Origin of the sequence: Actinomycetospora aurantiaca, assembly GCF_037401875.1 — a bacterium.
GTDB lineage: Bacteria > Actinomycetota > Actinomycetes > Mycobacteriales > Pseudonocardiaceae > Actinomycetospora > Actinomycetospora aurantiaca.
In genome coordinates this window covers 547,889-571,132 of sequence record NZ_JBBEGN010000001.1, presented here as the reverse complement: position 1 = coordinate 571,132, position 23,244 = coordinate 547,889, and the positions used below count along the sequence as shown (strand labels likewise).

Annotated in this window: 24 protein-coding genes and 1 tRNA gene; 11 read left to right on the top strand and 14 right to left on the bottom strand. The window is 71.6% G+C overall.

Annotated features, from left to right (window positions below; all coding sequences use genetic code 11):
- Window position 1: 1 nt before the first annotated feature.
- On the top strand, window positions 2-1,654 hold the full coding sequence (locus tag WCD74_RS02610; RefSeq protein WP_337693257.1) for a GMC family oxidoreductase: 1,653 nt from the start codon (window positions 2-4) through the stop codon (window positions 1,652-1,654).
- Window positions 1,655-1,739: 85 nt separating this feature from the next.
- The gene (locus tag WCD74_RS02605; protein WP_337693256.1) at window positions 1,740-2,090 is read left to right on the top strand and encodes a thioesterase family protein; all 351 of its coding nucleotides are present in this window, start codon (window positions 1,740-1,742) and stop codon (window positions 2,088-2,090) included.
- A 15-nt stretch (window positions 2,091-2,105) separates the two neighbouring features.
- On the opposite strand, the gene WCD74_RS02600 is transcribed toward WCD74_RS02605, so the two are convergent.
- Complete coding sequence (locus WCD74_RS02600; protein ID WP_337693255.1) at window positions 2,106-2,342, bottom strand: hypothetical protein; 237 nt, start codon at window positions 2,340-2,342, stop codon at window positions 2,106-2,108.
- Between the two features lie 7 nt (window positions 2,343-2,349).
- Complete coding sequence (locus WCD74_RS02595) at window positions 2,350-2,676, bottom strand: DUF6247 family protein (protein ID WP_337693254.1); 327 nt, start codon at window positions 2,674-2,676, stop codon at window positions 2,350-2,352.
- Between the two features lie 91 nt (window positions 2,677-2,767).
- Between WCD74_RS02595 and dnaG the strand changes: the two genes are divergently transcribed.
- Window positions 2,768-4,675 carry a DNA primase gene (gene dnaG, locus WCD74_RS02590; RefSeq protein ID WP_337693253.1) on the top strand — a complete coding sequence of 636 codons (1,908 nt, stop codon included), beginning with the start codon at window positions 2,768-2,770 and terminating at the stop codon, window positions 4,673-4,675.
- Window positions 4,663-5,172 carry a hypothetical protein gene (locus tag WCD74_RS02585; protein ID WP_337693252.1) on the top strand — a complete coding sequence of 170 codons (510 nt, stop codon included), beginning with the start codon at window positions 4,663-4,665 and terminating at the stop codon, window positions 5,170-5,172. Before dnaG ends, WCD74_RS02585 begins: the two co-directional genes overlap by 13 nt.
- Window positions 5,173-5,216: 44 nt before the next feature.
- On the opposite strand, the gene WCD74_RS02580 is transcribed toward WCD74_RS02585, so the two are convergent.
- From WCD74_RS02580 to WCD74_RS02570, 3 genes are all read right to left on the bottom strand, one after another.
- Window positions 5,217-5,447: a hypothetical protein gene (locus WCD74_RS02580; protein ID WP_337693251.1), complete on the bottom strand. Its 231-nt coding sequence runs from the start codon at window positions 5,445-5,447 to the stop codon at window positions 5,217-5,219.
- The gene (locus tag WCD74_RS02575) at window positions 5,444-6,586 is read right to left on the bottom strand and encodes an inorganic phosphate transporter (RefSeq protein ID WP_337693250.1); all 1,143 of its coding nucleotides are present in this window, start codon (window positions 6,584-6,586) and stop codon (window positions 5,444-5,446) included. The genes WCD74_RS02580 and WCD74_RS02575 overlap by 4 nt, the downstream gene beginning before the upstream one ends.
- Before the next feature lie 157 nt (window positions 6,587-6,743).
- Entirely contained in the window at window positions 6,744-7,013 is a 270-nt protein-coding gene (locus WCD74_RS02570) for a hypothetical protein (protein ID WP_337693249.1), read from the bottom strand.
- 112 nt (window positions 7,014-7,125) lie between these two features.
- Between WCD74_RS02570 and WCD74_RS02565 the strand changes: the two genes are divergently transcribed.
- Both WCD74_RS02565 and WCD74_RS02560 read left to right on the top strand, forming a co-directional pair.
- Window positions 7,126-7,198: transfer RNA gene (locus tag WCD74_RS02565), tRNA-Asn, on the top strand.
- Window positions 7,199-8,009: 811 nt separating this feature from the next.
- A complete protein-coding gene (locus WCD74_RS02560) occupies window positions 8,010-8,609 on the top strand; it encodes a hypothetical protein (protein ID WP_337693248.1) in 600 nt (199 codons plus the stop codon).
- Window positions 8,610-8,615: 6 nt separating this feature from the next.
- On the opposite strand, the gene fahA is transcribed toward WCD74_RS02560, so the two are convergent.
- The 6 genes from fahA to WCD74_RS02530 form a co-directional block, all read right to left on the bottom strand.
- Window positions 8,616-9,824: a fumarylacetoacetase gene (fahA, locus tag WCD74_RS02555; protein ID WP_337693247.1), complete on the bottom strand. Its 1,209-nt coding sequence runs from the start codon at window positions 9,822-9,824 to the stop codon at window positions 8,616-8,618.
- A complete protein-coding gene (locus WCD74_RS02550; RefSeq protein WP_337693246.1) occupies window positions 9,821-11,020 on the bottom strand; it encodes a homogentisate 1,2-dioxygenase in 1,200 nt (399 codons plus the stop codon). Before WCD74_RS02550 ends, fahA begins: the two co-directional genes overlap by 4 nt.
- On the bottom strand, window positions 10,930-12,603 hold the full coding sequence (locus tag WCD74_RS02545) for an FAD-dependent monooxygenase (RefSeq protein WP_337693245.1): 1,674 nt from the start codon (window positions 12,601-12,603) through the stop codon (window positions 10,930-10,932). The genes WCD74_RS02550 and WCD74_RS02545 overlap by 91 nt, the downstream gene beginning before the upstream one ends.
- 27 nt (window positions 12,604-12,630) lie before the next feature.
- Window positions 12,631-13,593, bottom strand: coding sequence for an MBL fold metallo-hydrolase (locus WCD74_RS02540; protein WP_337693244.1), 963 nt, complete (start codon window positions 13,591-13,593; stop codon window positions 12,631-12,633).
- A 97-nt stretch (window positions 13,594-13,690) separates the two neighbouring features.
- On the bottom strand, window positions 13,691-14,794 hold the full coding sequence (locus WCD74_RS02535; RefSeq protein WP_337693243.1) for a TetR family transcriptional regulator: 1,104 nt from the start codon (window positions 14,792-14,794) through the stop codon (window positions 13,691-13,693).
- Between the two features lie 98 nt (window positions 14,795-14,892).
- Complete coding sequence (locus WCD74_RS02530; RefSeq protein ID WP_337693242.1) at window positions 14,893-16,131, bottom strand: cytochrome P450; 1,239 nt, start codon at window positions 16,129-16,131, stop codon at window positions 14,893-14,895.
- A 57-nt stretch (window positions 16,132-16,188) separates the two neighbouring features.
- On the opposite strand from WCD74_RS02530, the gene WCD74_RS02525 reads away from it, so the two are divergent.
- Both WCD74_RS02525 and WCD74_RS02520 read left to right on the top strand, forming a co-directional pair.
- A complete protein-coding gene (locus WCD74_RS02525) occupies window positions 16,189-16,890 on the top strand; it encodes a DUF998 domain-containing protein (protein ID WP_337693241.1) in 702 nt (233 codons plus the stop codon).
- A 19-nt stretch (window positions 16,891-16,909) separates the two neighbouring features.
- The gene (locus tag WCD74_RS02520; RefSeq protein ID WP_337693240.1) at window positions 16,910-17,251 is read left to right on the top strand and encodes a VOC family protein; all 342 of its coding nucleotides are present in this window, start codon (window positions 16,910-16,912) and stop codon (window positions 17,249-17,251) included.
- Here WCD74_RS02520 and WCD74_RS02515 read toward each other — a convergent pair.
- The 3 genes from WCD74_RS02515 to WCD74_RS02505 all read right to left on the bottom strand — a co-directional run bounded on the left by WCD74_RS02515 (window position 17,248) and on the right by WCD74_RS02505 (window position 21,078).
- Complete coding sequence (locus WCD74_RS02515; RefSeq protein WP_337693239.1) at window positions 17,248-20,142, bottom strand: hypothetical protein; 2,895 nt, start codon at window positions 20,140-20,142, stop codon at window positions 17,248-17,250. The two genes, WCD74_RS02520 and WCD74_RS02515, sit on opposite strands and share 4 nt — an antisense overlap.
- A 70-nt stretch (window positions 20,143-20,212) precedes the next feature.
- Entirely contained in the window at window positions 20,213-20,683 is a 471-nt protein-coding gene (locus WCD74_RS02510; protein WP_337693238.1) for an SRPBCC family protein, read from the bottom strand.
- 11 nt (window positions 20,684-20,694) lie between these two features.
- Window positions 20,695-21,078, bottom strand: coding sequence for a DUF6841 family protein (locus WCD74_RS02505; protein WP_337693237.1), 384 nt, complete (start codon window positions 21,076-21,078; stop codon window positions 20,695-20,697).
- 37 nt (window positions 21,079-21,115) lie between these two features.
- Here WCD74_RS02505 and WCD74_RS02500 point away from each other — a divergent pair, with 37 nt between their 5' ends.
- Genes WCD74_RS02500 through WCD74_RS02490 form a run of 3 tightly spaced genes read left to right on the top strand, consistent with a single transcriptional unit; the run spans window position 21,116 to window position 23,205 of the window.
- Window positions 21,116-22,270 (top strand): SGNH/GDSL hydrolase family protein, encoded by a 1,155-nt coding sequence (locus WCD74_RS02500; RefSeq protein WP_337693236.1) that lies wholly within the window; start codon window positions 21,116-21,118, stop codon window positions 22,268-22,270.
- A gap of 9 nt (window positions 22,271-22,279) precedes the next feature.
- Complete coding sequence (locus WCD74_RS02495) at window positions 22,280-22,711, top strand: pyridoxamine 5'-phosphate oxidase family protein (RefSeq protein WP_337693235.1); 432 nt, start codon at window positions 22,280-22,282, stop codon at window positions 22,709-22,711.
- Between the two features lie 8 nt (window positions 22,712-22,719).
- Entirely contained in the window at window positions 22,720-23,205 is a 486-nt protein-coding gene (locus tag WCD74_RS02490) for a MaoC family dehydratase (protein ID WP_444876336.1), read from the top strand.
- The last annotated feature ends 39 nt before the right edge of the window (window positions 23,206-23,244 follow it).

Here is a 23,244-nt window from a genome sequence, read left to right as displayed (position 1 = left end):
CATGGCCAGCTACGAAGAAGTCGACGTCCTGATCATCGGTGCCGGGCCCGGCGGTGCCGGCGTCGCGTACGAGCTGAAGGACACCGGCGCGAAGATCGTGTGTCTCGAGCAGGGCCCGTGGGTCACACCCCCGGAGCACCCGCACTACCACGACGAGTGGGAGATCGAGAAGCAGCGCGGGTGGGCCTACGACCCGAACGTCCGCCAGCTGCCCGAGGACTATCCGGTCACCGGGACCACGACGCCGTACATGATGAACAACGTCGGCGGCTCGACGGTGCACTACGCCGGGCACTGGCCGCGCTACAAGCCGGTCGACTTCCGCAAGGGGACCGAGCACGGCCTCGAGGGCACGATCGACTGGCCGATCTCCTACGAGGACCTCGCGCCGTTCTACGACCGCAACGATGCCATCTACGGCATCTCCGGCCTCATCGGCGACCCCTCGTACCCGGACCGCAAGAACGCCCAGCGCGACCCGATGGTGCTGCCCGGGAAGCTAGGCCTGAAGTACGCCAAGGCCTCCCGCGACCTGGGCTGGCACTGGTGGCCGTCTGACAACGCCGTCATCACCCGGCCCCGGGAGAACCGCGAGGCCGACGTGGGGCACGGCAACGAGCTGTCCGGCAGCCCGACCGGGTCGTTGTCGACACCGGCGCACGCGCACTGGCCGTACAACGTGCGCGCGGGCGTGGACCTGCGGCCGATGTCGCGGGTCGAGACGATCACGGCCGAGGGCGGGAAGGCGACCGGCGCGGTCTACATCGACCGCAACACCGGCAACCGCCACGAGATCCGGGCGAAGATCGTGGTGCTCGCGGCGAACGGCATCGGGTCGCCGCGGATGCTGCTCGCGAGCGCGCAGAAGGGTCACGAGAACGGCCTGGCGAATTCGAACGGCATGGTGGGCAAGTACCTGATGCACCACGTGTTCGCGTTCTGCGACTCGTGGTTCGACGAGCCCGTCGAGGGATTCAAGGGCTCGTTCGGCTCGCCGATGTACTCGCACGAGTTCTACCACACCGACATGGACCGCGGATTCGTCAACGGATTCGGCATGCAGGTGGCGCGCTCGTTCGGCCCGTCCTACGCCGCGATGGGGACGCACACCGGGTACACGGCGCCGTGGGGCGAGAAGCACCGCGACTTCTTCGCGAACCATTTCGCCAACCACCTCATGGTGTTCATGTTCGGCGAGGACCTGCCGGTGGAGTCGAACGCGGTGACGCTCGACCCGGAGGTCACCGACTCCGACGGCATCCCGGCCGCGCACGTGAACTACGAACTGCACCCGAACGACATCGCGCTCGCGAAGTACGGCATCGAGAAGATCTTCGAGGCCACGCGTGCGGTCGGGGCGGTCGAGACCAACGACACCGGCGTGCTCTACCCGCCGCCGGCCTGGCACCTCATGGGCACCTGCCGGATGGGCAACACCCCCGAGGACTCGGTGCTCAACAAGTGGTGCCAGACGTGGGACCTGCCGAACCTGTTCGTCGTCGACGGCTCCACGCTGACCACCGGCGGCGCGGTCAACCCGACGTCGACCATCGGTGCCCTGGCCGTGCGGGCGGGTGAGTACATCAAGCGCAACTACGACCACATCACCTCGCAGCGGACGACGCCGTCGAACGCGGACGCGCCCAGCATGTGAGCTTCGCTCTTGTGAGCACTAAGTGGGGTCATAGCCCCACTTAGTGCTCACAGGGCCGGAGGCCACACCACGTAGGGTCAGTCCGGTGACGTACGAGGTGACCCACGACGACACCGCGCAGGCACTCGGGAGCGGCGACGTCCCCGTGCTCGCCACCCCACGGCTCATCGCGTGGCTCGAGGCGGCGACGGTCGAGGTGGCGCGGACGAAGGTCGCGGACAGCCAGACCACGGTCGGGACGGCGGTCCGGGTCAAGCACCGTCGTCCCACCCGGGTCGGCGGCACCGTCACCACGAAGGCGAAGCTCACGAGCGGCCCCGACGAGAAGGGCCGCCTGTCGTTCACGGTCTCGGCGACCGACGGCGACGGCGCGACGGTCGCCGACGGGGAGATCGACCGGGTCATCGTCGAGCGGATGGGTGCGTTCGCGTCCTGAGGGCCTGCCGAGGCCTCACAGAACCACCAGGTCGAACACGTTGACCCGGCGTTCGTACTCGCTGATCCCGAAGACCAGGAGCGCTCGCCCGCGACCGAAGGTCTCGACCCTCATGCCCGTCGGGTTCGACTCCAGGTACGGCCGACCGACGGTCCAGGGCGACAGCTCCAGCGCCGTGCGGAGCTCGGCGAACTCCGGGGCGAGGTCGTCGGGGAGGCGGGCGAGGTCGTCGATCGGTCCGACCTCGTACACCGCGACCTCACATCCCGGCCTTGGACCGCGTGACCTCGAACGGCTCGTCCTCAGGACTCGGTTCACCGGTGAAGAACTCTGCAGCGCGCCGGGCGGTCCGGCGGAATCGAGCGGGGTCGGACTGGACGACTGCGACTCTCCGCCACTGCTCGATCACGTCATGGAGCGGAGCCAGCTCCCACGTCCGTCGCGCCTCGTCCAGGGCCGCCCCGTAGGCGTCGGCGAACGCCGATCGGTCCTCGGGCAGCAGGTACGACCGGATCGTGGCGGGAGAGGCGCCCGGCAGCAGTGGATGCGCAGGTGGGGGGACTGCTGCCTCCGACGTGCGGGTCATGGCCACGACCGTAGCGAAGGGGTCCGACATGTGGGCCCCGTTCACCGGAGCCGCCCCCGCCGCCCGCACCCGTCGTCGTAAACTGGCGGTCGTGGCTGGACGGATCCGGGACTCCGACATCGCGGAGGTGCGCGAGCGGAACCGGATCGACGAGCTGGTCGGCGAGTACGTGGCCCTGCGGCCCGCCGGGCCGGGCTCGCTGAAGGGGCTGTGCCCGTTCCACGACGAGAAGTCGCCGTCGTTCCAGGTCCGGACGAGCCACAACACCTACCACTGCTTCGGCTGCGGGGCGCACGGCAGTGCGATCGACTTCCTCATGCAGATCGACCAGCTGGGGTTCGTCGAGGCGGTCGAGAAGCTCGCGGACCGGGTGGGGTACCGCCTCACCTACGAGGGCGGCGGCGCGAGCGTGCAGCGCGACCGCGGCACCCGCTCCCGGCTGCTCGCGGCCAACAAGCTGGCCGCCGAGTTCTACGCGGCCGAGCTCCGCGCCCCGGGGGAGGCGCAGCGCGCCCGGGAGTTCCTCGCCGAGCGCGGCTTCGACCAGGCGGCGGCGGAGTCGTTCGGCTGCGGGTTCGCGCCCGGGGGCTGGGAGAAGCTGACGAAGCACCTGCTGGCCCAGGGCTTCACCCTCGACGAGCTGGAGAAGGCCGGGCTGTCGGTCCCCGGCCAGCGCGGCCACCGCGACCGGTTCCAGCGCCGCCTGCTGTGGCCGATCCGCGACCTCGGCGGCGACGTCGTCGGGTTCGGCGCGCGCCGGCTGTTCGACGACGACCGCATCGAGGCCAAGTACCTCAACACCCCCGAGACGCCCGTCTACCACAAGTCGAAGGTGCTCTTCGGGCTCGACAAGGCGAAGCGGGACATCGCGAAGACCCGGCAGGCGGTGATCGTCGAGGGCTACACCGACGTCATGGCGATGCACCTCGCGGGCGTCCCGACGGCAGTCGCGAGCTGCGGCACCGCCTTCGGCGACGACCACGTCGCGGTGCTGCGCCGCCTGCTGCTCGACGACTCGTTCGACCGCGGCGAGGTCATCTACGTCTTCGACGGCGACGCCGCTGGGCAGGCCGCGGCACTCAAGGCGTTCGACGGCGACCAGCAGTTCTCCGCTCAGACCTACATCGCGACGGCGCCGGACGGCATGGACCCGTGCGAGCTGCGCCAGGCCACGGGCGACACCGCGGTCCGCGACCTCGTCGCCCGCCGCTCGCCCCTGTTCACCTTCGCGATCCGCTCGATCCTCGACGAGTACGACCTCGGCACCGTCGAGGGCCAGACCGCGGCCCTCAAGCGCTGCGTCCCGCTGGTCGCCCAGATCCGACAGGTCGAGCTGCGCGACGGCTACGCCCGCCGCCTCGCGGGCTGGACCGGGTGGGCCGACGAGGCCCAGGTGGTGCGGCGGGTGCGCGAGACGGCGGGCCAGCCCGCGGACCAGCGCCAGACCTCGTCCCGACGGCGGGTGCGGCCGGTCGAGGCGGCCGCCTCGTCCCAGGGACCGGCGCTCCCCGGCCGCGACGACCCGCGGCTGCGCGTGCAGCGCGAGGTGCTCAAGGCGGCGCTGCAGGTCCCGGCGCTGGCCGGGCCGGTGTACGACACGCTGCCCGAGGACGCGTTCGGCCACGAGGGCTACCTCGCCGTGCACCGCGCGATCCTGGCCGCGGGCGGCACGTCCAGCGGGTACTCCGGCGCGTCCTGGGTGGCCGCGGTGACCGAGACGATCACCCCGCCGTCGTACGGGCGGCTGGTGGCGGAGCTCGCCGTCGAGCCGATGCAGTCCCGCGAGGCCGACGACCACCGCTACGTGTCCTCCATGCTCACCGCCCTGCAGGGGGCACTGGTGGAACGACAGGTCTCCGAGATCAAGTCGCGGCTGCAGCGGATCTCGCCGGTGACCAATGCCGACGAGTACCACGAGCTGTTCGGCGATCTCGTCGCGCTGGAGCAGTACAAGAAGGCCCTGCGCGACCAGGCGATCGGCGGCCAGTGGTCCGCCTGAGCCGACGGCTGGCCGCCACCCTCCTGGGCCGGGAGCTCACGCCGGACGGGTTCACCGGGACCCTTGAGGACGACGAGCGGGTGCTGGCCGACTCCCGGACCCGTGCGGGGGAGGTCGTCCTGGCGACCGACCGCGGCCTGTGGATCGGGGACCGCCGGGTGCCCTGGCACCTCGTCTCGAAGGCCACGTGGGCGAACGGCGCGCTGACCGTGATCGAGGCGTCCGAGTCGCGGCGACACGGATCCGTCGTCGTCCTGGCCGACGGTGCCCCGGTGCGGCTCCCGCTGCCCGACCCGGGTCGCGTCCCGGAGACCGTGCACCGCCGGGTCACGGCCGTCATCTCCACCCGCCAGCACCACGACCTGCCCTCCGGCGGCGCCTGGTTCGTCCAGCGGCGCACCCCGGCCGGGATCGAGGTGCACGTGCGCCCGGACCCGGGGACCGACCCCGACGAGGTCGTGACCCTGGCCGAGGGGATCGCCGAGAAGCTGGGCTGACCCCGCTTCGTGTCATTGCTGCCGCCCCGGCGGGTGCCCGACCGTCAGGCGACGATCAGGTACAGCCCGTAGAGCACGATCAGCACGGCCACCCCGAGGCAGACGACGCCGACGGCGGTGCCCGCACCGGGGGACAGGGCCGGCTCCGGGCCGTCGGAGCGCGGAGCACGGGCGGCGAGCCCGACGATCCCGAACGACACCAGCGCCGTCACGACGATCGCCGCGGCGAACGAGACGAGGGCGACGAGCCCGAGGGAACCCCACGCGATGCTCATGCCTGCGACACCTCACGCTGCTCGTCCGGGGCCACCGGCGCCGGCACGTCGTTGACGTTGTCCGCGGTGACCGGCGTGCGCCGCGAGGCCGCGTAGATGCCGACCGCGACCCCGATCGCGACGACCGCCACGATCACGGTCCCGACGACGCCCGTCGAGGCCGCGTAGGCGGCGACCGCACCCACGATGGCCGCGGCGGGGAGCGTCAGGATCCAGGCGACGGCCATCTGGCCCGCGACGCCCCACTGCACGCCGGCGATCCGCCGACCCGCGCCGGCGCCGAAGATCGCGCCGGTGGCCACCTGCGTGGTCGAGAGCGCGAACCCCAGGTGCGAGGAGGCGAGGATGACGGCGGTCGTCGAGGTCTCCGCCGCGAAGCCCTGCGGGGTCTGGATGTCCGAGACCCGCTTGCCGAGCGTGCGGATGATCCGCCACCCGCCGAGGTAGGTGCCCAGGCCGATCGCGAGACCGGCGCCGAGGATCACCCAGAGCGGGGGACCGGAGTCCGGGGCCAGCAGGCCGGCGGCGATGAGGGTCAGCGTGATGACGCCCATCGTCTTCTGCGCGTCGCTCGTGCCGTGCGCGAGCGCGACCAGCGACGCCGAGACGATCTGGCCGCCCTTGAAGCCCTTCCGGACGAACTCCCCGTCGGCCCGCTGCGTGCTCCGGTAGGCGATCACGGTGCCCACGAGCGCGATCACGCCCGCCAGGACCGGTGAGATCACGGCGGGCAGGATGATCTTCGAGAGCAGCGTCCCGAAGTTCACCGCGCTCGCCCCGGCCGCGACCAACACGGCGCCGATGAGCCCGCCGAACAGGGCGTGCGAAGAGCTCGACGGCAGGCCGAGCAGCCACGTCAGGAGGTTCCACAGGATCGCGCCGACCAGGCCGGCGAAGATGATGTACGGGTTGATCTTCGTCTCGTCGACGAGGCCGCTGGAGATCGTCCGGGCGACCTCCACCGACAGGAACGCGCCGACGACGTTGAGGACGCCGGCGATCAGCACGGCGACCTTGGGCTTCAGTGCCCCGGTCGCGATCGAGGTCGCCATGGCGTTGGCGGTGTCGTGGAAGCCGTTGGTGAAGTCGAACGCCAACGCCGTCACGACGACGACGATGACGATCAGCGAGATCTCCATGCCCTGGTGATCCCTCTCGTGGTGATGGACGGGGCGCGGTCACCACGGAAGGTAGGCAGGGCACACAACCGGTCCGTCCACACGCGAACGAACAACGGCTGAACAGCGCTTCAAGGGACCGTCAAGGCCGCCCGAAGCGTCCGGTTACCTCCGGTTCTCAGCGGCCGTTCGACCCGGCGGAGCGCCCCGGGGCGGCCGGCTCGTGTCCCGGGCCCGACGACGGGGACACCTTCTCCTTCGCGACGGAGACCGCGGCTTGGACGGCCTCGCCGGCCTTCGCCTGGGCCACGCCCGCGGCCGCCTGCACCTGCGGGTTGTCGGCCACCCGGCGGTACGCCCGGGAGAGCTGCTCGTAGCGCTCCCGTCCCGCCCTGGCGCCCAGCACGTAGCCCACGCCGACACCCAGCGCGAACGGCAGCAACTTCATGTCCGGATCCTCCCGACGACGGCGTTGACCCATCCTGCCGCACGGGCGCCGGAGGGCGTGAGGTACGGTCTACGACCAGAGCGGAACGGACTCCCGAGCCGCTCGCCGGCGGTCCTCCTTAGCTCAATCGGCAGAGCATGCGACTGTTAATCGCAGGGTTACTGGTTCGAGTCCAGTAGGAGGAGCACTTTTCTTACCCAGGCTTCTGAGGCATGTCGGGACGCCACCAGACCCTCGGAGCGGCTTAGTGGGACACTGGCGGACCTCTTGAAGGGGCCGCCGCCTAGGGCCAGTCGGCCAGCTGGTACTCGTGTGGCACTCTCGTGTGCCCGGGCCGGTCGGCGATCTGATGCGCGGCAGAACGGCCTAGTCGAGCTGTGTGGTCGCCCTCCTGCAAGACGGTGGGGTCACCCAGGAGCTCCGTCGACCCGCGCGCTTCCCCGGAGGTGCCGCATGTGCTCGAGCGCTTCCGTCAACCACCCCGGCCGAGTCCACGTACAGCGGTTCACGCCTGCCGCGGATCAGCCTGCGACGATGCACATCCGGACGGGGTGGTCCGACCGCGGAAGGGTCCTCTCTGTGACCTCGCTCTCGGTCGACTTCCGCAGCGGTCCAGTCCCCCGATCCGGATGCTTGTGCTCGACGACGGGCCTCCTGGCCGAGGGCGATCTCCTCCAGCGTCGTCGTATGTCTCTGTATGACTCCAGTCAGGGATACATCCGTTGGCGGTCGCCATCCTCGTGCCTGGTTCAACGCCTGCTACGGGACTCTTGCCTGAACTTGGTCAAGGCTTGTCAATTTGACCTCTGGCAGGTGCGTGTGCTGCTCGTGATTGATCGACCGCACTCAGCCACAACGATTCGTTCTCGAATGGCCGCTTGCAGCGGTACTAATACTCCATTGGTGGCTTGAGGTTGACCCGCTTAGGTGGACCTGGTTGGGCGCTACGCCCACCTGAGTCAGAGTTGTGACTCCGATCACATCATAGGGGAGCCAATGACCAACTACACCGTACGAGCGATGATCTTCAAGTGCGTCGACGAGAGTGGCGTCGACTGGACCGGGTCCGATGAGCCGTACTGGGTTTTCTCGGCGCTCGACGCTGCTGGCACCGCACTCAAGACCAACCGGTCGAAGACCTTCGGGGACGTCGACACAGGCGAGACAAAGCGATTCAAGTCGGGCCCGTCGGGTGCTGGCGAGAACATCGTCTGGCCGGACAGGGGCGTCGGTGCTGGCGCGCCGGGGCCGATCGCGCTGTCCATACAGCTCTGGGACTCAGATCAGGGCGATCCAGCGAAAACCGAGGCCACGACGAACGCGGTCTTCCAGGCAGCTGCGCTTCTTCCGCCAACGCAATGGGTCAGTGCCGTTCCAGCGATAGTCAGAGAGAAGCTAATCGGCTTTATCGCCGACGATATGATGGGCTCTCGAACTATTCTGCTTTCTCAGAAGCGCCTTGACGAGAGACTGCCCGCGAAGGGCTCGTTCTTCGAGCAGAAGTTCCGGTTCAGTGGTAGCTCTGGTGACCTGCCGTTCGATGTAGCTGGAGGCCCGGATTACGACCTGACTCTCCAGGTCGAACGCACCAGCTGAGGGCCTTTAGGGTGCCGCCGGGACCACGGTCCCGGCGACCTCCCCGAAGCCGATCCGGCCGCCGCCGACACCCGGTGCCGTCGCCGAGATGACGACCTCGTCGCCGTCGGCCAGGAACGTGCGCTGCTCGCCCTGCACGGTCACCGGCTCGGCGCCGCCCCAGGTCAGCTCGATGAAGGCGCCGCGCTGCTCCCGACGAGGGCCCGAGACGGTGCCGGAGGCGTACAGGTCGCCCGACCGGGTGGAGGCGCCGTTCACCGTCAGGTGCGCGAGCATCTGTGCTGGCGACCAGTACATCTCCCGGTACGGCGGGCGGGAGACCTCCTCGCCGTTCCACGCCACGACCAGTTCGACGTCGAGGCCCCAGTCCTCCCGGCCGCGCAGGTACTCCAGTGGTTCCGGGTCCTGCCCGGGCAGCGGGACGCGGGCGGCCTCGAGGGCGGCCAGCGGCACCACCCATGGACTGATCGAGGTGGCGAAGCTCTTGCCCAGGTGCGGGCCCAGCGGGACGTACTCCCAGGCCTGCAGGTCGCGGGCGGACCAGTCGTTGACGATCACGGCGCCGAACACGTGGTCGGCGAGGTCGTCCACCCCGATGCGGGTGCCCTGCAACGAGCCCGTCCCGACGACGAAGCCGAGCTCGGCCTCGATGTCGAGCCGGCGGCTGGGGCCGTAGGTCGGGGCCGCCTCGTCGGGGGCCTTGCGCTGCCCGCAGGGCCGCACGACCGGGGTCCCGGAGACGACGACCGTCCCGCCGCGGCCGTGATAGCCGACCGGGAGGTGCTTCCAGTTCGGCATCAGCGGCTCGCTGTCGGGACGGAAGAGCCGTCCGAGGTTCGTCGCGTGGTGCTCGCTGGCGTAGAAGTCGACGTAGTCCCCGACGGTGAACGGCAGGTGCAGGTGCACTCCGCTGCGCGGGAGCAGCAGCGGGCGGATCGACTCCGCCCGAGCCGGATCGGTCAGCAGGTCGGCCAGCTCGGCGCGGACCGCGTCCCAGGCCGGCCGACCCGCGGCGAGCAGCCCGTCCAGCGACCCGCTGTCCACCACCTCCGCGTGCGTCGACCCCACCGCCGCCAACGCCGCGGCCAGGTCGAGCACCTGGTCCCCGACCGCGACGCCCACCCGCCGTCGTGAATCCGTCGGCGTGCTGAACAGCCCGTAGGGCAGGTTGTCGAGGCCGAAGAGCGTGTCGTCGGGCAGGTCGAGCCAGGTCACCGGGCGGGACCCCGCCCCGCCCAGCTCCAGGCGTACTTCCCGTCGTCCGCCGCGCGGCCGCCCTCGCCGAGCTCCAGCGGCCGGAAGGTGTCCACCATGACGGCGAGCTCGTCGACCTGCTGCACCCCCAGCGAGCGCTCCACCGCGCCGGGCTGCGGGCCGTGGGAGTGCCCGCCGGGGTGCAGGCTGATCGAGCCCTGCCCGATGCCGGAGCCCTTGCGGGCCTCGTAGCTGCCGCCGCAGTAGAACATGACCTCGTCGGAGTCGACGTTGGCGTGGTAGTAGGGCACCGGCACCGCGAGCGGGTGGTAGTCGACCTTGCGCGGCACGAAGTTGCAGATGACGAAGCCCTCGCCCTCGAAGACCTGGTGCACGGGCGGCGGCTGGTGCACCCGGCCGGTGATCGGCTCGAAGTCGGAGATGTTGAAGGTGTACGGGTAGAGGCAGCCGTCCCAGCCGACGACGTCGAACGGGTGGGTCGGGACGACGTAGCGGGTCCCGACGATGCCGCGCGAGCCGCGGTGCTTGACCAGCACCTCGACGTCGGTCTGATCGACGACCACGGGGTCGCCCGGCCCGTGCAGGTCGCGCTCGCAGTACGGGGAGTGCTCGAGGAGCTGGCCGTAGCGGGAGAGGTAGCGCTTGGGCGGGGCGACGTGGGAGTTCGCCTCGATCACGTAGCAGCGCAGCGGTTCGGCACCGTCGGGCAGCCAGCGGTGGGTGACGGCGCGGGGGAGGACCACGTAGTCGCCCTGGCGGACCGGCAGCGGCCCGAACACGGTCTCGACGGTGCCGGAGCCGGACTCGACGTAGACGCACTCGTCGCCGACGGCGTTGCGGTAGAGCGGGCTGGCCTCACCGGCGGCGACGTAGGAGATGCGCACGTCGCCGTTGCCCAGTACCAGCCGCCGCCCGGTGACCACGTCGGCGCGCTTGTACTCCTCGCCCGGGAAGAGGGTGTGCAGCGCGAGGTGGCGCGGGAGCAGCGGCGTGTTCTCGGTGGTCGCCTGGTCTCCCAGCTCCCACACCGAGGCGTCGACGATCGCCGAGGGCACCCCGGAGTGGTAGAGCAGCGAGGAGTCCGAGGAGAACCCCTCCTCGCCCATCAGCTCCTCGTAGTAGAGCCCGCCGTCGTCGGTGCGGAACTGGGTGTGGCGCTTGGCCGGGACGGCCCCGGCGCGGCGGTAGTGGGGCACGGTTCCTCCTGGGGGACGGGCATGCCGACGGCGCGCGCCAGCACGGTGGGGACGAGGTGGGCCTCGTCCGGGGACAGCACCGCGGCGATGTGGGCGTCCGGCCGGATCACCCAGATCTCGCCGGGACGGGCGTCGAGCGCCGCGGCCAGCTCGCCGTCGGGATCGAGGTCGGCCAGCGCGAGCACCCGGACCGGCCCGGACACGTCCGGGACGAGCCCGTCCGCGACGTCTCCCGCGACCAGCAGCAGGAACCCGTCACGGGCGAGGGCCCGCAGCCGGGTGGGACCGCCGGCGGTGTGCACGGGCGCGTCCGGGACGAGGACCCCCGGCAGGGCGGGCGGGGTGGCGCCGCGCTCGGGGCGTCCGCCGAAGGTCCGGGTCGGGTCCGTCGTCGTCAGCGGGGAGTCGACGTACCAGAACGCCTCGGCCAGCCGGCCCGAGTCCACGTGCGGGCGGACGGTCTCGTCGGTCGCGGCGCGGGCCAGGACGTCCCGACGCCGCTGCGCGCGCAGCTCGTCGGGCGGCACGAGGAAGTCCATCGTGGCGCCGGTGACGGCGAGGTTCTCGGCCGCGGCCGCGTGGCGCTCGTCGTGGTAGCTCTCGAGCAGGTCCTCGCCGGCCCACCCGTGCAGGACGTACGCGAGCTTCCACGCCGCGTTCTCGGCGTCGGCGACCCCGGAGTTCAGCCCGCGCGCCCCGAACGGCGACACCAGGTGCGCGGCGTCCCCGGCGAGCAGGACCTTCCCGACCCGCATGCGGTCGACCTGGCGGGAGTGGAAGCGGTACACCGAGGTCCAGACGACCTCGTGGCCCGCGTCGCCGACGATCGTCCGGATCCGGGCGTCGAGGGCGCCCGAGGCCCGCTCGGCCTCCAGGTCGTAGTCCGGCGGCACCTGCCAGTCGATGCGGAACACCGAGTCCGGGCAGGGGTGGATGAGGACCTGCCGCCCCGGGTTCCAGGGCGGGTCGAAGTAGAAACGGCGCTCCCGGGCCCAGCCGGGGAGCTCGGCGCGGATGTCGGCGATGAGGAAGCGGTCGTCGAAGCTCTGGCCGTCGAAGCCCACCCCGAGCAGGGAGCGCAGGTCGTCGCTGCGGGCGCCGGCGCAGACCACGACGTGCGAGGCGCGCAGCGTCTCCGTCCCGCAGGTCACCGTCACCCCCTCGTCGTCCTGCGCGAGGCCGGTGACCCGGTGGTCCCAGCGGACGTCGATCGACGGTTCGGCAGCGATCCGCTCGTCGAGGATCTCCTCGGTGCGGGTCTGGGAGATGTTGACGAACGGTGGGAAGGCCGGTCGTCCGCGCTCGGTGAACCGGTAGCTGAACAGCTCGTGCTCGCCGTGGAAGGTGCGGGCGGTCGACCAGGTGACGCCCTCGGCGGCGATGGCCGACCCTGCCCCGACCGTCTCCCAGACGTCGAGGACGTCGCGCTGCTGGCAGATGGCCTTCGACCCGACCTCGTCCCGCCGGGCGCGCCGGTCGAGGACGATCGACGGCACGCCCCACCGCGCCAGCAGCAGCGCGGTGGTCTGCCCGACCGGCCCGGCGCCGACGATCACGACCGGGTCGACCCGCCGTCGGGACATGGGTGCTTCTCCCTGTGTGTCGGGCGGTCAGTCCTGGAGCTGGGCCCAGACCTCCTGGTCGCGGGCGGCGGTCCAGATGACGGGGCGCTCGACGCCGGAGAGCTCGTCCCAGAGACGCGAGACGTCGAAGGGCAGGCAGTGCTCGAAGATCGGCCAGTGCCCGTACTGCGGGGCCAGGGCGGCGTGCGTGGCCTGGAAGGCCTCCTTGAGCGTGCCGCCGCGCTGCTGCACGGCGCCGACCTCGCGGAGCATGACCTCGAGGAAGCCGCGGGTCTGCTCGATCGCCGCGTCGACCTCGTCGCGGCCACGGCTGACCGCGCCGCGCCCGCCGATCAGCTGCTCGGCGCCGAGGGCCTTGACGGCGTCCAGGGTGGAGGTGGACCAGTCGCGGTGGAAGGCATCGCCGGTGTAGAGCGCGGCCTGCGCCTCCACGAGGTCGCCGGCGAACAGGATGCGGTGGCGCGGCAGCCAGGCGGTGATGTCGCCCTCGGTGTGGCCGCGGCCGTGGTACTGCAGCACCAGGTCGCCGCGGTCGCCGCCGAGGTCGATGGTGAGCCGGTCGGCGAAGGTCAGGGTCGGCCAGGTCAGCCCGGGGACGGTCTCGGCGGCCTCGGCCAGGCGCGGCATGCGGGCGAACTCGGACTCCCAGTCCTGCTTGCCGCGCTCGGCGACCAGATCGCGGGTGATCTCGTGGGAGACGATGACCTCGGCGTCGAACGCGCTCGCGCCCAGCACCCGGACCGCGTGGTAGTGGCTGAGCACCAGGTAGCGCACCGGCTTGTCGGTGTGCTCGCGCAGCGTCGCGAGCCACTTCCGCGCCGCGACCGGGGTGGCGAGGGCCTCGAAGCAGACGAGGAAGTCCTCGCCCTCGATCGCCCCGATGTTGGGGTCGCCCTCGGCGGTCAGCGCGTAGACGCCGTCGGCGAGGACTTCGAGGGTCTGCTCCTTGGCCGCGGTGTCCGCGGACGAGGCGAACGGCTTGGATGACATGGCGTACGGGCTCCCACGACGATCAGCGATCAAAGGTTTGACGTCTTCGCCACGGTAGAGGTGCGGTCCGGATCACACCAGGGGATCGGGCCATCTCCTACCGGCGGGCCACCCAGCTCTGGGCGGTCGCGGCCGCGGCGAGCCTCGTCAGGACGCGGTTGAGCGACCCGAGGTCGTCGGGGGAGAGGAGGCCGGCCCACTCGGCCTCCCGCCGGTTGTGCACCCGGAAGGTCTCCGCCAGCGCCCGGGAGCCCTCCGCGGTCAGGGACAGCACGACGCCGCGGCCGTCCCGGGGGTCGGGGGAGCGCTCGAGCATCCCGGTCCCGACGAGGGTGTTGGTCAGGCTGGAGACGGCGGCCCGGCTCATTCCCGTGGTGCGCGCGGCCTGCCGGGACCCGAGCGGTCCGGAGACCCACAGCGTGAACGCCAGCCGGAAGGCCGACCAGCTCCAGCCGGCGGGCCGGTGCACGGTCGACTCCAGGTCGTAGACGACCGCGTTCGCGATCCGGTGCAGCAGCAGGACGAGCCGCATCGCGGGCAGGTCGGTCTCCGGGAGCCGCTCGGCCGCCGTGCGGATCGCGTCCTCGGTGACGGCGAGGAACTCCTGCTCCGGACCGTCGTCACGCCGGACAACGGTGGCCTGCGGCGCCGGCAGGGCGCGCAGGTGTCGGTCGAGCACGCGCCGCGCGAGGTCGGGGGAGGTCGCCAGGGCGTGCGCTCCGGCCACCACGGTGAGCAGGTCCTCGGCGAGCACCTCGTCCGGGTCGTCGGTCGCCAGGTCGCCGTCGGCACGTGCCTGCGCGAGGAAGCCCACGAGTCGGGCGCGACGACCCTCCCTCGCCGTGCGGAGGGCCGCCGCCAGGTCCGGGTCGGTCCGCGCGCGGTCGTGGAAGGACAGCTCCGCTCGAGGCCCCGCATCCGTCAGGAGCAGTTCGCAGAGCACCCGGACGGCCGCGAGGCCCCGCCGGTCGCCGAGGTGCTCCGCGATCCGCCGCTCGTTCGTCGCGACGAGGTGCTCGAGCGCGGCGCGGACGATCTCGTCCTTGCCCGGGAAGTAGCGCGCCAGGGCCCCGTTGGCCATCCCGAGGGCGGCCGCGATCCCGCGCATCGTCGTGCCCTCGAGCCCGCGCCCCGCGACCAGGCGTCCGGTCGCCTCCAGGATCTCGTCCCGACGCCGGGCGTGGTCGACGATCTTCGGCACGCGGTGAGTCTACAAGCGTAGACGAACCTCTCCGCGATATGACGTGCTTCTGTGACGTCCAGTGTCAGCATGGCCGCACTGCTGACGCCCGCGGAGCGTCACCACCGCAGCGTCAGGTGCGTCAGCCCGTTGATGAAGTTCGACGTGAGGCGCCGCGGCTCGCCGTCGAGCTGTACCGGCGGCAGCACGTCGAGGAAGGCGGCGAAGAACTCCCGCATCTGCATCCGCGCGAAGTGGGCGCCGAGACACAGGTGCGGGCCCTGCCCGAAGGCGAGGTGGTCGTTGGGGTCGCGGGCGAGGTCGAAGCGGAACGGGTCGGCGAAGTGACGCTCGTCGACGTGCGCGGACACGTGGTAGACGACGACCTTGTCCCCGGCGGCGATCCCGACCCCGCCCAGCTCGGTGTCCTGCGTGGCGGTCCGCCGGAACGTCAGCACCGGCGGGTGCCACCGCAGCATCTCCTCGATCGCGCCCGGCAGCAGCGCCCGCTCCCCGCGGAGCCGCTCGTACTCGTCGGGGTTTTCGGCCAGCGCGAGCACGCCGCCGGGTAGCGCGGAGCGCACGGTGTCGTTGCCGGCGATCGTGAGCAGGAAGAAGAACATCTGCAGCTCGGTGTCGTCGAGCCGCTCGCCGTCGACCCGGGCCTCGACGAGCGCCGTCAGCACGTCGTCGGCCGGGTGGCGACGCTTGTGCTCCGCGAGCTCCCCGGCGTAGGCGAACATCTCGGCCAGCATCGCCGGAGAACGCGGGTTGACCGGTCGGCCGCGCTCGTCGCGGACCACCTCGGCGTGCTCCGGGTCCTGGTAGCCGATGACCCGGTTGGTCCACTCCAGCAGCAGGTGCCGGTCGGACTCCGGCACGCCCAGCAGCTCGGCGAGGTTGGCCAGCGGGAAGTCGTCCGTGACCTGGACCGGGAGGTCGCACCCGCCGTCGCCGGCGACGGCGGCGAGCAGGGAGCGCGCCCGTGCGGCGACGTCGTCGGTGAAGCGCTCCAGACGACGGCGGGTGAAGGCGGCGGTGACCAGCCGCCGCACCCGCTGGTGCTCCGGCGGGTCCATGTTGAGGATCATCCGGCGGATGAACGGCAGGTCCTCGGGCTCGGGGTCCCGGATCTGCGTGGCGCCGAGGGAGGAGCTGAAGAGCTCGGGGCTGCGCAGGACGAACCGCACGTCGTCGTAGCGGGTGACCGCCCAGAAGCCGGGCCCGCCCGGCCAGTCGCCGATCGCGTGCTCGTCCTGCCACGCCACCGGCGCCTCGTCGCGCAGCCGGCGCAGCGCCTCGTGCGGGACGCCCCGCGCGAACACGGCCGGGTCGTACACGTCGATCCCGTCGACCACCCGCCGGACGCTAGTCGGCGTCGGTCCACGGAGGCGAGGCTGGCACGATGATCAGCCGTGGCGAGGCCCGCGGCGTTCTCGGTGACCGACTGGCTCGAGGACCGCTGGTTCGTCCGGTCCCACCTGCTGCTGCGGCGCCTGGTCGGCGCGGTCGGGCTCGCCCTGCCGGTGCTGGTCGTGGCGTTCCACTGGGTGTGGTCGCTCGTCGTCGCGGGGACCGGCGGCCCGCCGGCGCCCGGGTTCTGGGCGTCCGTCCAGAGCTCGATCAGCGGCTACTACTACACCTACTCCGGCAACCTCTTCGTCGGCGCGCAGATCGCCTTCGCGGTGTTCCTGGTGACCTACCGCTACGGCGAGTGGGAACGCCGCGTGGGCACGGTGGCGGGCATCGCCTCGGCGGTCGTGGGGCTCTGCCCCACCACGCCGGCCGACCCGACGACCCTGCAGCGCATCGTCGGCGGCGTGCACCTCACCGCCGCCGCGGTGTTCTTCGCCGGGATGGCGGTCTTCTGCCTGGTCCTGTTCCCCCGCGACCCCGCCGTCGCGACGAACACCGTCCCGCCCGGTCGGCGGCGCCTGTTCCTGGCCTGCGGCGTCGTCATCGTGGTCGCCCTGCTGGCGGCCGTCGTCGGCGGCCTGGTGCTCGACGAGGCCACGCGCGACGCGATCCGGCTCCTGCTCTGGCTGGAGTCGGTCGCGGTGTTCGCGTTCGCGACGGCGTGGCTGGTCAAGGGCCAGGACCTCGACTCCGCCGCGTGAGTGCGGCACCCTGCCCGTCGTGCCGCCCGCCCTGTTCGCTGCCCTCGACGTCCGGGACCGCGCCGCCGCGATCGCCTGGTACACCCGCCTTCTCGGCGCCGAGCCGGCGTTCCTGCCGAACGACGTCGAGGCCGTCTTCGAGATCGCCGAGGACCGCTACGTCTACGTCGAGGAGGGGACCGCGCACGTGGGGCACTCGCGGGTCACGCTCTTCCTCGACGACCTGGACGCGTTCCTGACGGAGGCCCGCTCCCGCGGGCTCGAGCCCACCACCACCGAGACCTACGACAACGGCGTCCGCAAGGCGATCTTTCGCGACCCCGACGGCAACGAGTTCGGCGTCGGTGGGGGACCGGCCTAGACGGCCTCGTCACCAATTGCGACGCGTCCTGCAGCGATCCGCTCGAGGTCGACTGCGGCCCCCGGCGACAGACCGGCCTCGGAGACTCGGCGTGCGAGCGTTCGGCGTGCCTCGTTCAGTTGCTTCCTGACGCGGTCTGGGGCAAGTTCAGCGAGTCGGGCCCACCAGGCCGCCACTTCGCCTCGAACGTCCAGCTCCCCCTCGATCGCGCCCATATCGGACAGGACTCCGGCGACGTCCTCAAGGTACGAGGCGTGGACAGAGGTGCCCACCTCCGGAGCCTGCTCGGCGAGCGCGGCCGTTGCCGCTGCCGCTCGACGGAAGTGACCACACGCGGCATCGAGACGGCCGTGCCGCCACTCGACGGTGCCCAGGACGCCGAGGCCATCGGCCAGCGCCACCGAGCGCCCGTCGAGTGCCTCAAGGCCGCCCACCGCCGACTCCGCGACACGGACGGCATCGGCGAGCCGGTCGCGGTGAAGCAGATGCCAGGCGTACCGAACTCGAGCTTCCTGCAGATCGGCTTCGCGGCCGGGCTCGTGCTCCACCACGTCGAGCCGGATCGCGACGGCCTCCTCGATCAATGCGAGCGCGCTGTCGGCCATCCCGACGAGTTGATGCACCTCGCTGAGATTCGCAAGGGCGGTGGCGTAGTCCGACGCGAACCGACGTGGTTCGGCCTGGAACATCCTGCGAGCGATGATCGTCACCTCCTCCATGGCCGGCTGTGTCGCGGAGACCGACGAGGTCTTGAGGATCACCTTTGCCCGCGCAAGAAGACAGGCAGCTTCGTCCCGGCTCTCCTTGGCATGGGGTGGTTGCCGTCCGATACGGGCGACGGCATCGTCCGCGTACTGCATCCCCTCCTCGTAGCGCTGTCGATGTCGCATCGCTCGGCTGAGTTGCTCCAGTGTCCGGGGCACCCGGCTCGGACGCGTCAGGTCAACCAGAGGCGCGAGGAGCGTTAGGGCCGACGAGAGCGCCTCCAGCGCCCGATCGTTCAACTGAAGGTCGAGGCAGACCTTGCCGGTGATAGTGAGCGCCCAGCCGTACTCCCCGTCCCGCTCGGCTGATGGAGGGATCAGCCGGAACTGAGCCACGGCGAAAGCGAGTCCGTCCAGCGCGTTCCGGTCGAAGCCGCGCAGGCTCAGGAGAAAGGCCTCGCTGCGTAGCGCGGTCGCGTACTGACACAGCGCACCGGGCCCGAGCGCTCGTCGTTCCTCGACCTCGACTGATGCCATGGCACTCGCCCGATCGAACTCGCCGCTGTCCGTCAGGGCCTCGACGAACTCGCTACGCGCGTCGGCTACGGCACGCAGGGTCTCCCAGCTCCACGGCCTCGGCTCGGCAGCGACGTCGTCGAGTTCCTGCTCCCGGAGGACGACGTGGAGGCGGCTCGTTCCGAGGCGGTCGACGAGTGGAAGGAGACGGCGGCGCATGGAGGGCGGAAGCCGATACGTCACCAGTCGCGTCTCGAGGGCGGGGACGAGCGTTCGTTGCGCGGCGAATCCTGCTAGAACACTGGCGAGGACGGCATCACTGATCAGGTCCGGACGGACGTCGAGGAGGCGTTCGAGGACCGGGGCCGACTCCGGGAACCAGGCAGCGCTGCGAGTCAGCACGGTGGGCTGGAAGCCGTCAGCTGCAAGCAGGCTGTCCACGTCGAGCCGCTCGTCTCTCAGGACGCGCATGACCAGAGCGGCTCGGAGGAACTCGGGCTGCGGGCCGACGAGTACACCGGGCGTCTCGGGGTACAGCGTCGTCGCCCACTCGACGACGTCCCGGAGTTCGCCCTCCGGGCGGCCTCGGAGCATCGTCACTGCGCCGAGAACGCCGACCGCCGCCTCGCAGTCGGCGACCCCGGACACGATGAGCGCGAGGACAGCGGCTGCTCGTGAAGGGTCCGAGACCGACCCCCGGGAGGTGGAGGCCGCACGCCTCCACCTGGCCTCCTCCGCATCGACGAGTCGCTGCGCCAGATCGATCCGGCGGGTCGTACGCACGGCCGTGATCGACGTCGCCGTGCCGCCCTCGAATGCCGCGAGAGCCGCTCTTGCCACAAGCACGGCCATCGGTTCGCCGCGCTCACCCATGATGCCGACGTCCGATCGCGGCCGGCGTGGTGCGGGTGTCCCGAGTGCAGCCAGGAACGCCTCCAGCGCCTGCGCGAACCATCCGCTGCGGTCGCCGTCCTCGCCGACCGGCTCGACGTCGATCACGGGACGCTGGCGGACCAGATGGTCGTGCCCATCGCGGACGAGCGCGGCGTTCACTGCGTCCGGGTCGCGGACAACCAGGATGAGCTTGAGACGCACCCGGGCGCCGTCAAGTGCGACCAGGAGGGCGGCGAGGTCGGGGACGAGGTCGGCATCGTCGACGACAACCACGGCCGGCTCCCCGCAAGCCTCCGTCCGAGGCACGACCTCCCCGAGCCGTCCGGGCACGGCGATGCCGCCAACCCACCCCGTTGGAGCGCTCGCGGCGATCTCGAGCGCAAGGCGTGTCTTTCCGGCTCCGCTGGAGCCACAGAGCACCCGGACCGTTCCGACGCTGGCGTCCTCGATCCACGCGAGGAACTCATCCATGGCGCGAGAGCGTCCAACGAACGGCGTCGTACGTGACCACGCGGAGAGCAGGGCCACCAGCTCGGGTCGGCCGTCGGACCAGTCCGGCGGGTTGGCCACCGGACGCAGGACCGCGTCACGGGCCATCTCTGCCACGAAGCGCTCCGCTCGACGGGCTTCCACCGCGCCCCAGGCAGCCAGCCCGATGCTGAGCACAGTCACGACGCCGAAGGCGACCAACAGCCACCACGGAGGGTCGTCCCCGGTGACCAGATTCGTCAGGACCGCGCCGGCCAGCGCGATAGCCGTCGTCGTCCCGGCGATCACCCCCGTTCGTCGTGCACCACCTGCCCCCATAACCGATCATCGTGGTCCACGATCGGGTGATCGGCGAGGGTCAGGAGGCTGACGACTCCAGCACCGTCTTAATCGCCGCGAGCGTCGTCGGGATCGAGTGCCGGGCGTCGTCCACCCGCAGGGTGATGCCCTCCTCGCCGAACGTCTCGCGGACCCACTCGCGCCCGGTGGGCCGGAAGTCCCACCGCTGGGTCAGGCGCGTGCCCCCGCCGTCGGGAGCCATCTCGAAGCCCCACCGCACGAACCCGTCGCGCACCTCCCACGCGAACTCCTTCCCCGGCGTCGCGGCGACCACCTCGCTGCGCGTCGACCACTCGCGCCCCGGCCGCGAGTTGTGTCCGGTGAAGTGCGCCCCGACGACCGCGCTGGTGGTGTCCTCCCACTCGCAGGACTTGGTGAAGACGCTCCACTCGGGATGGCGGGTCACGTCGGAGACGGCGTCGTAGACCTGGTGCGGCGAGGCGTCGACCCAGACGGAGTCGGCGTAGGAGTACGGGTCGTCGGTGTCCACGCCCGCCATCCTCACAGCTCCAGGCCGAGCGTGGTGATCCGTCGGCCCTCGGGGAGGTCGCTGATCAGGTAGAACGCCGAGAACTCCGCGATCGCGGACCCGTCGGTCCGACGCCGGACGAAGCGGGCGCCGAACCACGCGGTGGTCGGGTTGAGGGCGACCGTGCGCGGGTCGGACATCTCGGAGCGGTCGAACCCGGCGGCCCGCATGTCGGCCGCCTGCGCGCGCACCACGTCCACGACCTCGTCGCCCGTGCGGAGCCAGGCGGTCCGGTCCGCGGACAGGAGCAGCGGCACCGAGTAGTAGCCGAGGAGGGCCTCGGGGTCGTCGTGGTCCCCACGGCACAGCGCGACGAAGGTGGCGAGGTACTCGTCGTAGAACGGGCGAATCTCCACGCGCGCCAGGGTGGCACGGCCGTACGGTCTCGAGATCATGTTCCCCGTCGACCTCACGCCCGACCTCCTGCGCGGCGCGCTCGACCTCGAGCGCACCGAGCGTGGGCTGCGTCCGCACCGCCTGCCCGCCTGGGCCCGCGCCCAGTACGACGAGCCGCAGATCGCGATGGCGGAGTCGCAGCCCTCGGGGGTACGGCTGGCGTTCCGCACCGACGCGACCGCGGTCGAGCTGGACACCCACCGCACCGTCGTCACCTACCGCGGCGCCCCACCCCGGCCCGAGGGCGTCTACGACCTCGTCGTCGACACCGACCTCGTGGGCGCGGCGAGCACCACCGGCGGGACCGTCGTCGAGGTCGACATGCAGACCGGCGAGCGGGTGACGACGCCGGGTCCGGCCGGCACCGTGCGGCTCGACCTCCCCGACGGCGAGCACGACGTCGAGATCTGGCTGCCGACCCACGAGACCACGGACATCGTCGCGCTCCGCGCCGACCGTCCGCTCCGCCCGTCCGCGCCGGTCGGCCGGACGTGGCTGCACCACGGCAGCTCCATCAGCCACGGCTCCGGGGCGGCATCGCCGACGACGACGTGGCCGGCGATCGCGGCCCGCGCGGCCGGCGTCGAGCTGGTCAACCTGGGGTTCGGCGGCAGCGCGCTGCTGGACCCGTTCACCGCCCGCGCCATCCGCGACACCCCGGCCGACGTCATCAGCCTCAAGCTCGGCATCAACGTGGTGAACGCCGACCTGATGCGGCTGCGGGCGTTCGTGCCCGCGGTGCACGGGTTCCTCGACACCGTGCGAGAGGGCCACCCGACGACGCCGCTGCTGCTCGTCTCGGCCGTGCTCTGTCCCATCCACGAGGACACGCCCGGTCCGGGCGCCCCGGTGTTCGCCGACGGCACCCTGCGCTTCGTGGCGACCGGCGACCCCGCCGACGTCCCCGCCGGGCGGCTGACGTTGCGCGTGGTCCGGGACGCGCTCGCGCGGGTCGTCGCGCAGCGGGCGGTGCACGATCCGCACCTGGCCCACCTCGACGGGCGCGAGCTCTACGGCGAGGCGGACGCGGAGGCGCTGCCGCTGCCCGACGCGCTGCACCCGGACGCTGCGACCCACCGGCTGATGGGGGAGCGGTTCGCTGGCCTGATCCCCGCGGCGGGAGGACCCTGGGCGACCCCCGAGAACCTGTGAGGTCCGCCGATGCTCCTCGACCCGGACGATCCCGTCCTGACCCACGCCCACGAGCGGCTGACCTCCGAGCCGGTCATCTGGCTCGCGACGACCCGGCCCCACGCGGTGCCGGTGTGGTTCGGATGGACGGACCCGACGGTGACCGTCTTCAGCCGTCCGGACACGCTGAAGATCGACCACCTGCGCCGCGACCCGGCAGTCGCCCTGCACCTCGACTCCGCGGCGGGCGGCGGGGACATCGTGCTGCTGGAGGGGCGGGCGGAGCTCGACGGCGACCCACCCGCCGAGGACGCCTTCGCGCGGAAGTACGCGGACCTGCTGGGCGGGACGTCGTTCGCGGACTGGCGGGCGACGTTCTCGACGCCCGTCGTCGTGACCGTCGCGAAGATCGTGGCGTGGCGCGCCGGCGAGGGAGGCCTGGAGTACCGGTCGGTGCCATGATCGCGACCGTGACGCAGGTGCTCGGCCCGACCGACTTCGCGGCCCCGATCGACGACCGGTGGTTCGCCGACTACGTGGTCGGCGAGACCTACGAGTACGGCAAGCTCGCGCTCACGAGCGACGAGATCGTGGAGTTCGGCCGGCGGTACGACCCGCAGCGGCTGCACACCGACCCCGACTGGGCCGCGACCGGACCGTTCGGCGGGCTGATCGCGAGCGGCTGGCAGACCGCGGGCCTGATGATGCGCATGTACTGCGAACACTACATCTCGGCGGTCGCGAGCCTCGCCTCGCCCGGGGTCGACGAGCTGCGGTGGCCGGCGCCGCTGCGGCCGGGGGAGGACGTGCGGTTGCGGGTGACGGTCGCGGAGTCGCGGGTCTCGCGCTCGAAGCCCGACCGGGGGATCGTCCGGACCCGCATCGAGCTCCTGACCGACAACGACCGCGCGGTCCTCACGGGCCTGGCGATGAACATGGTGGCCGTGCGGCCGTGAGCGTCCTCGTCGGCCGCCGGCGAGCCGATGCGGGGTGGG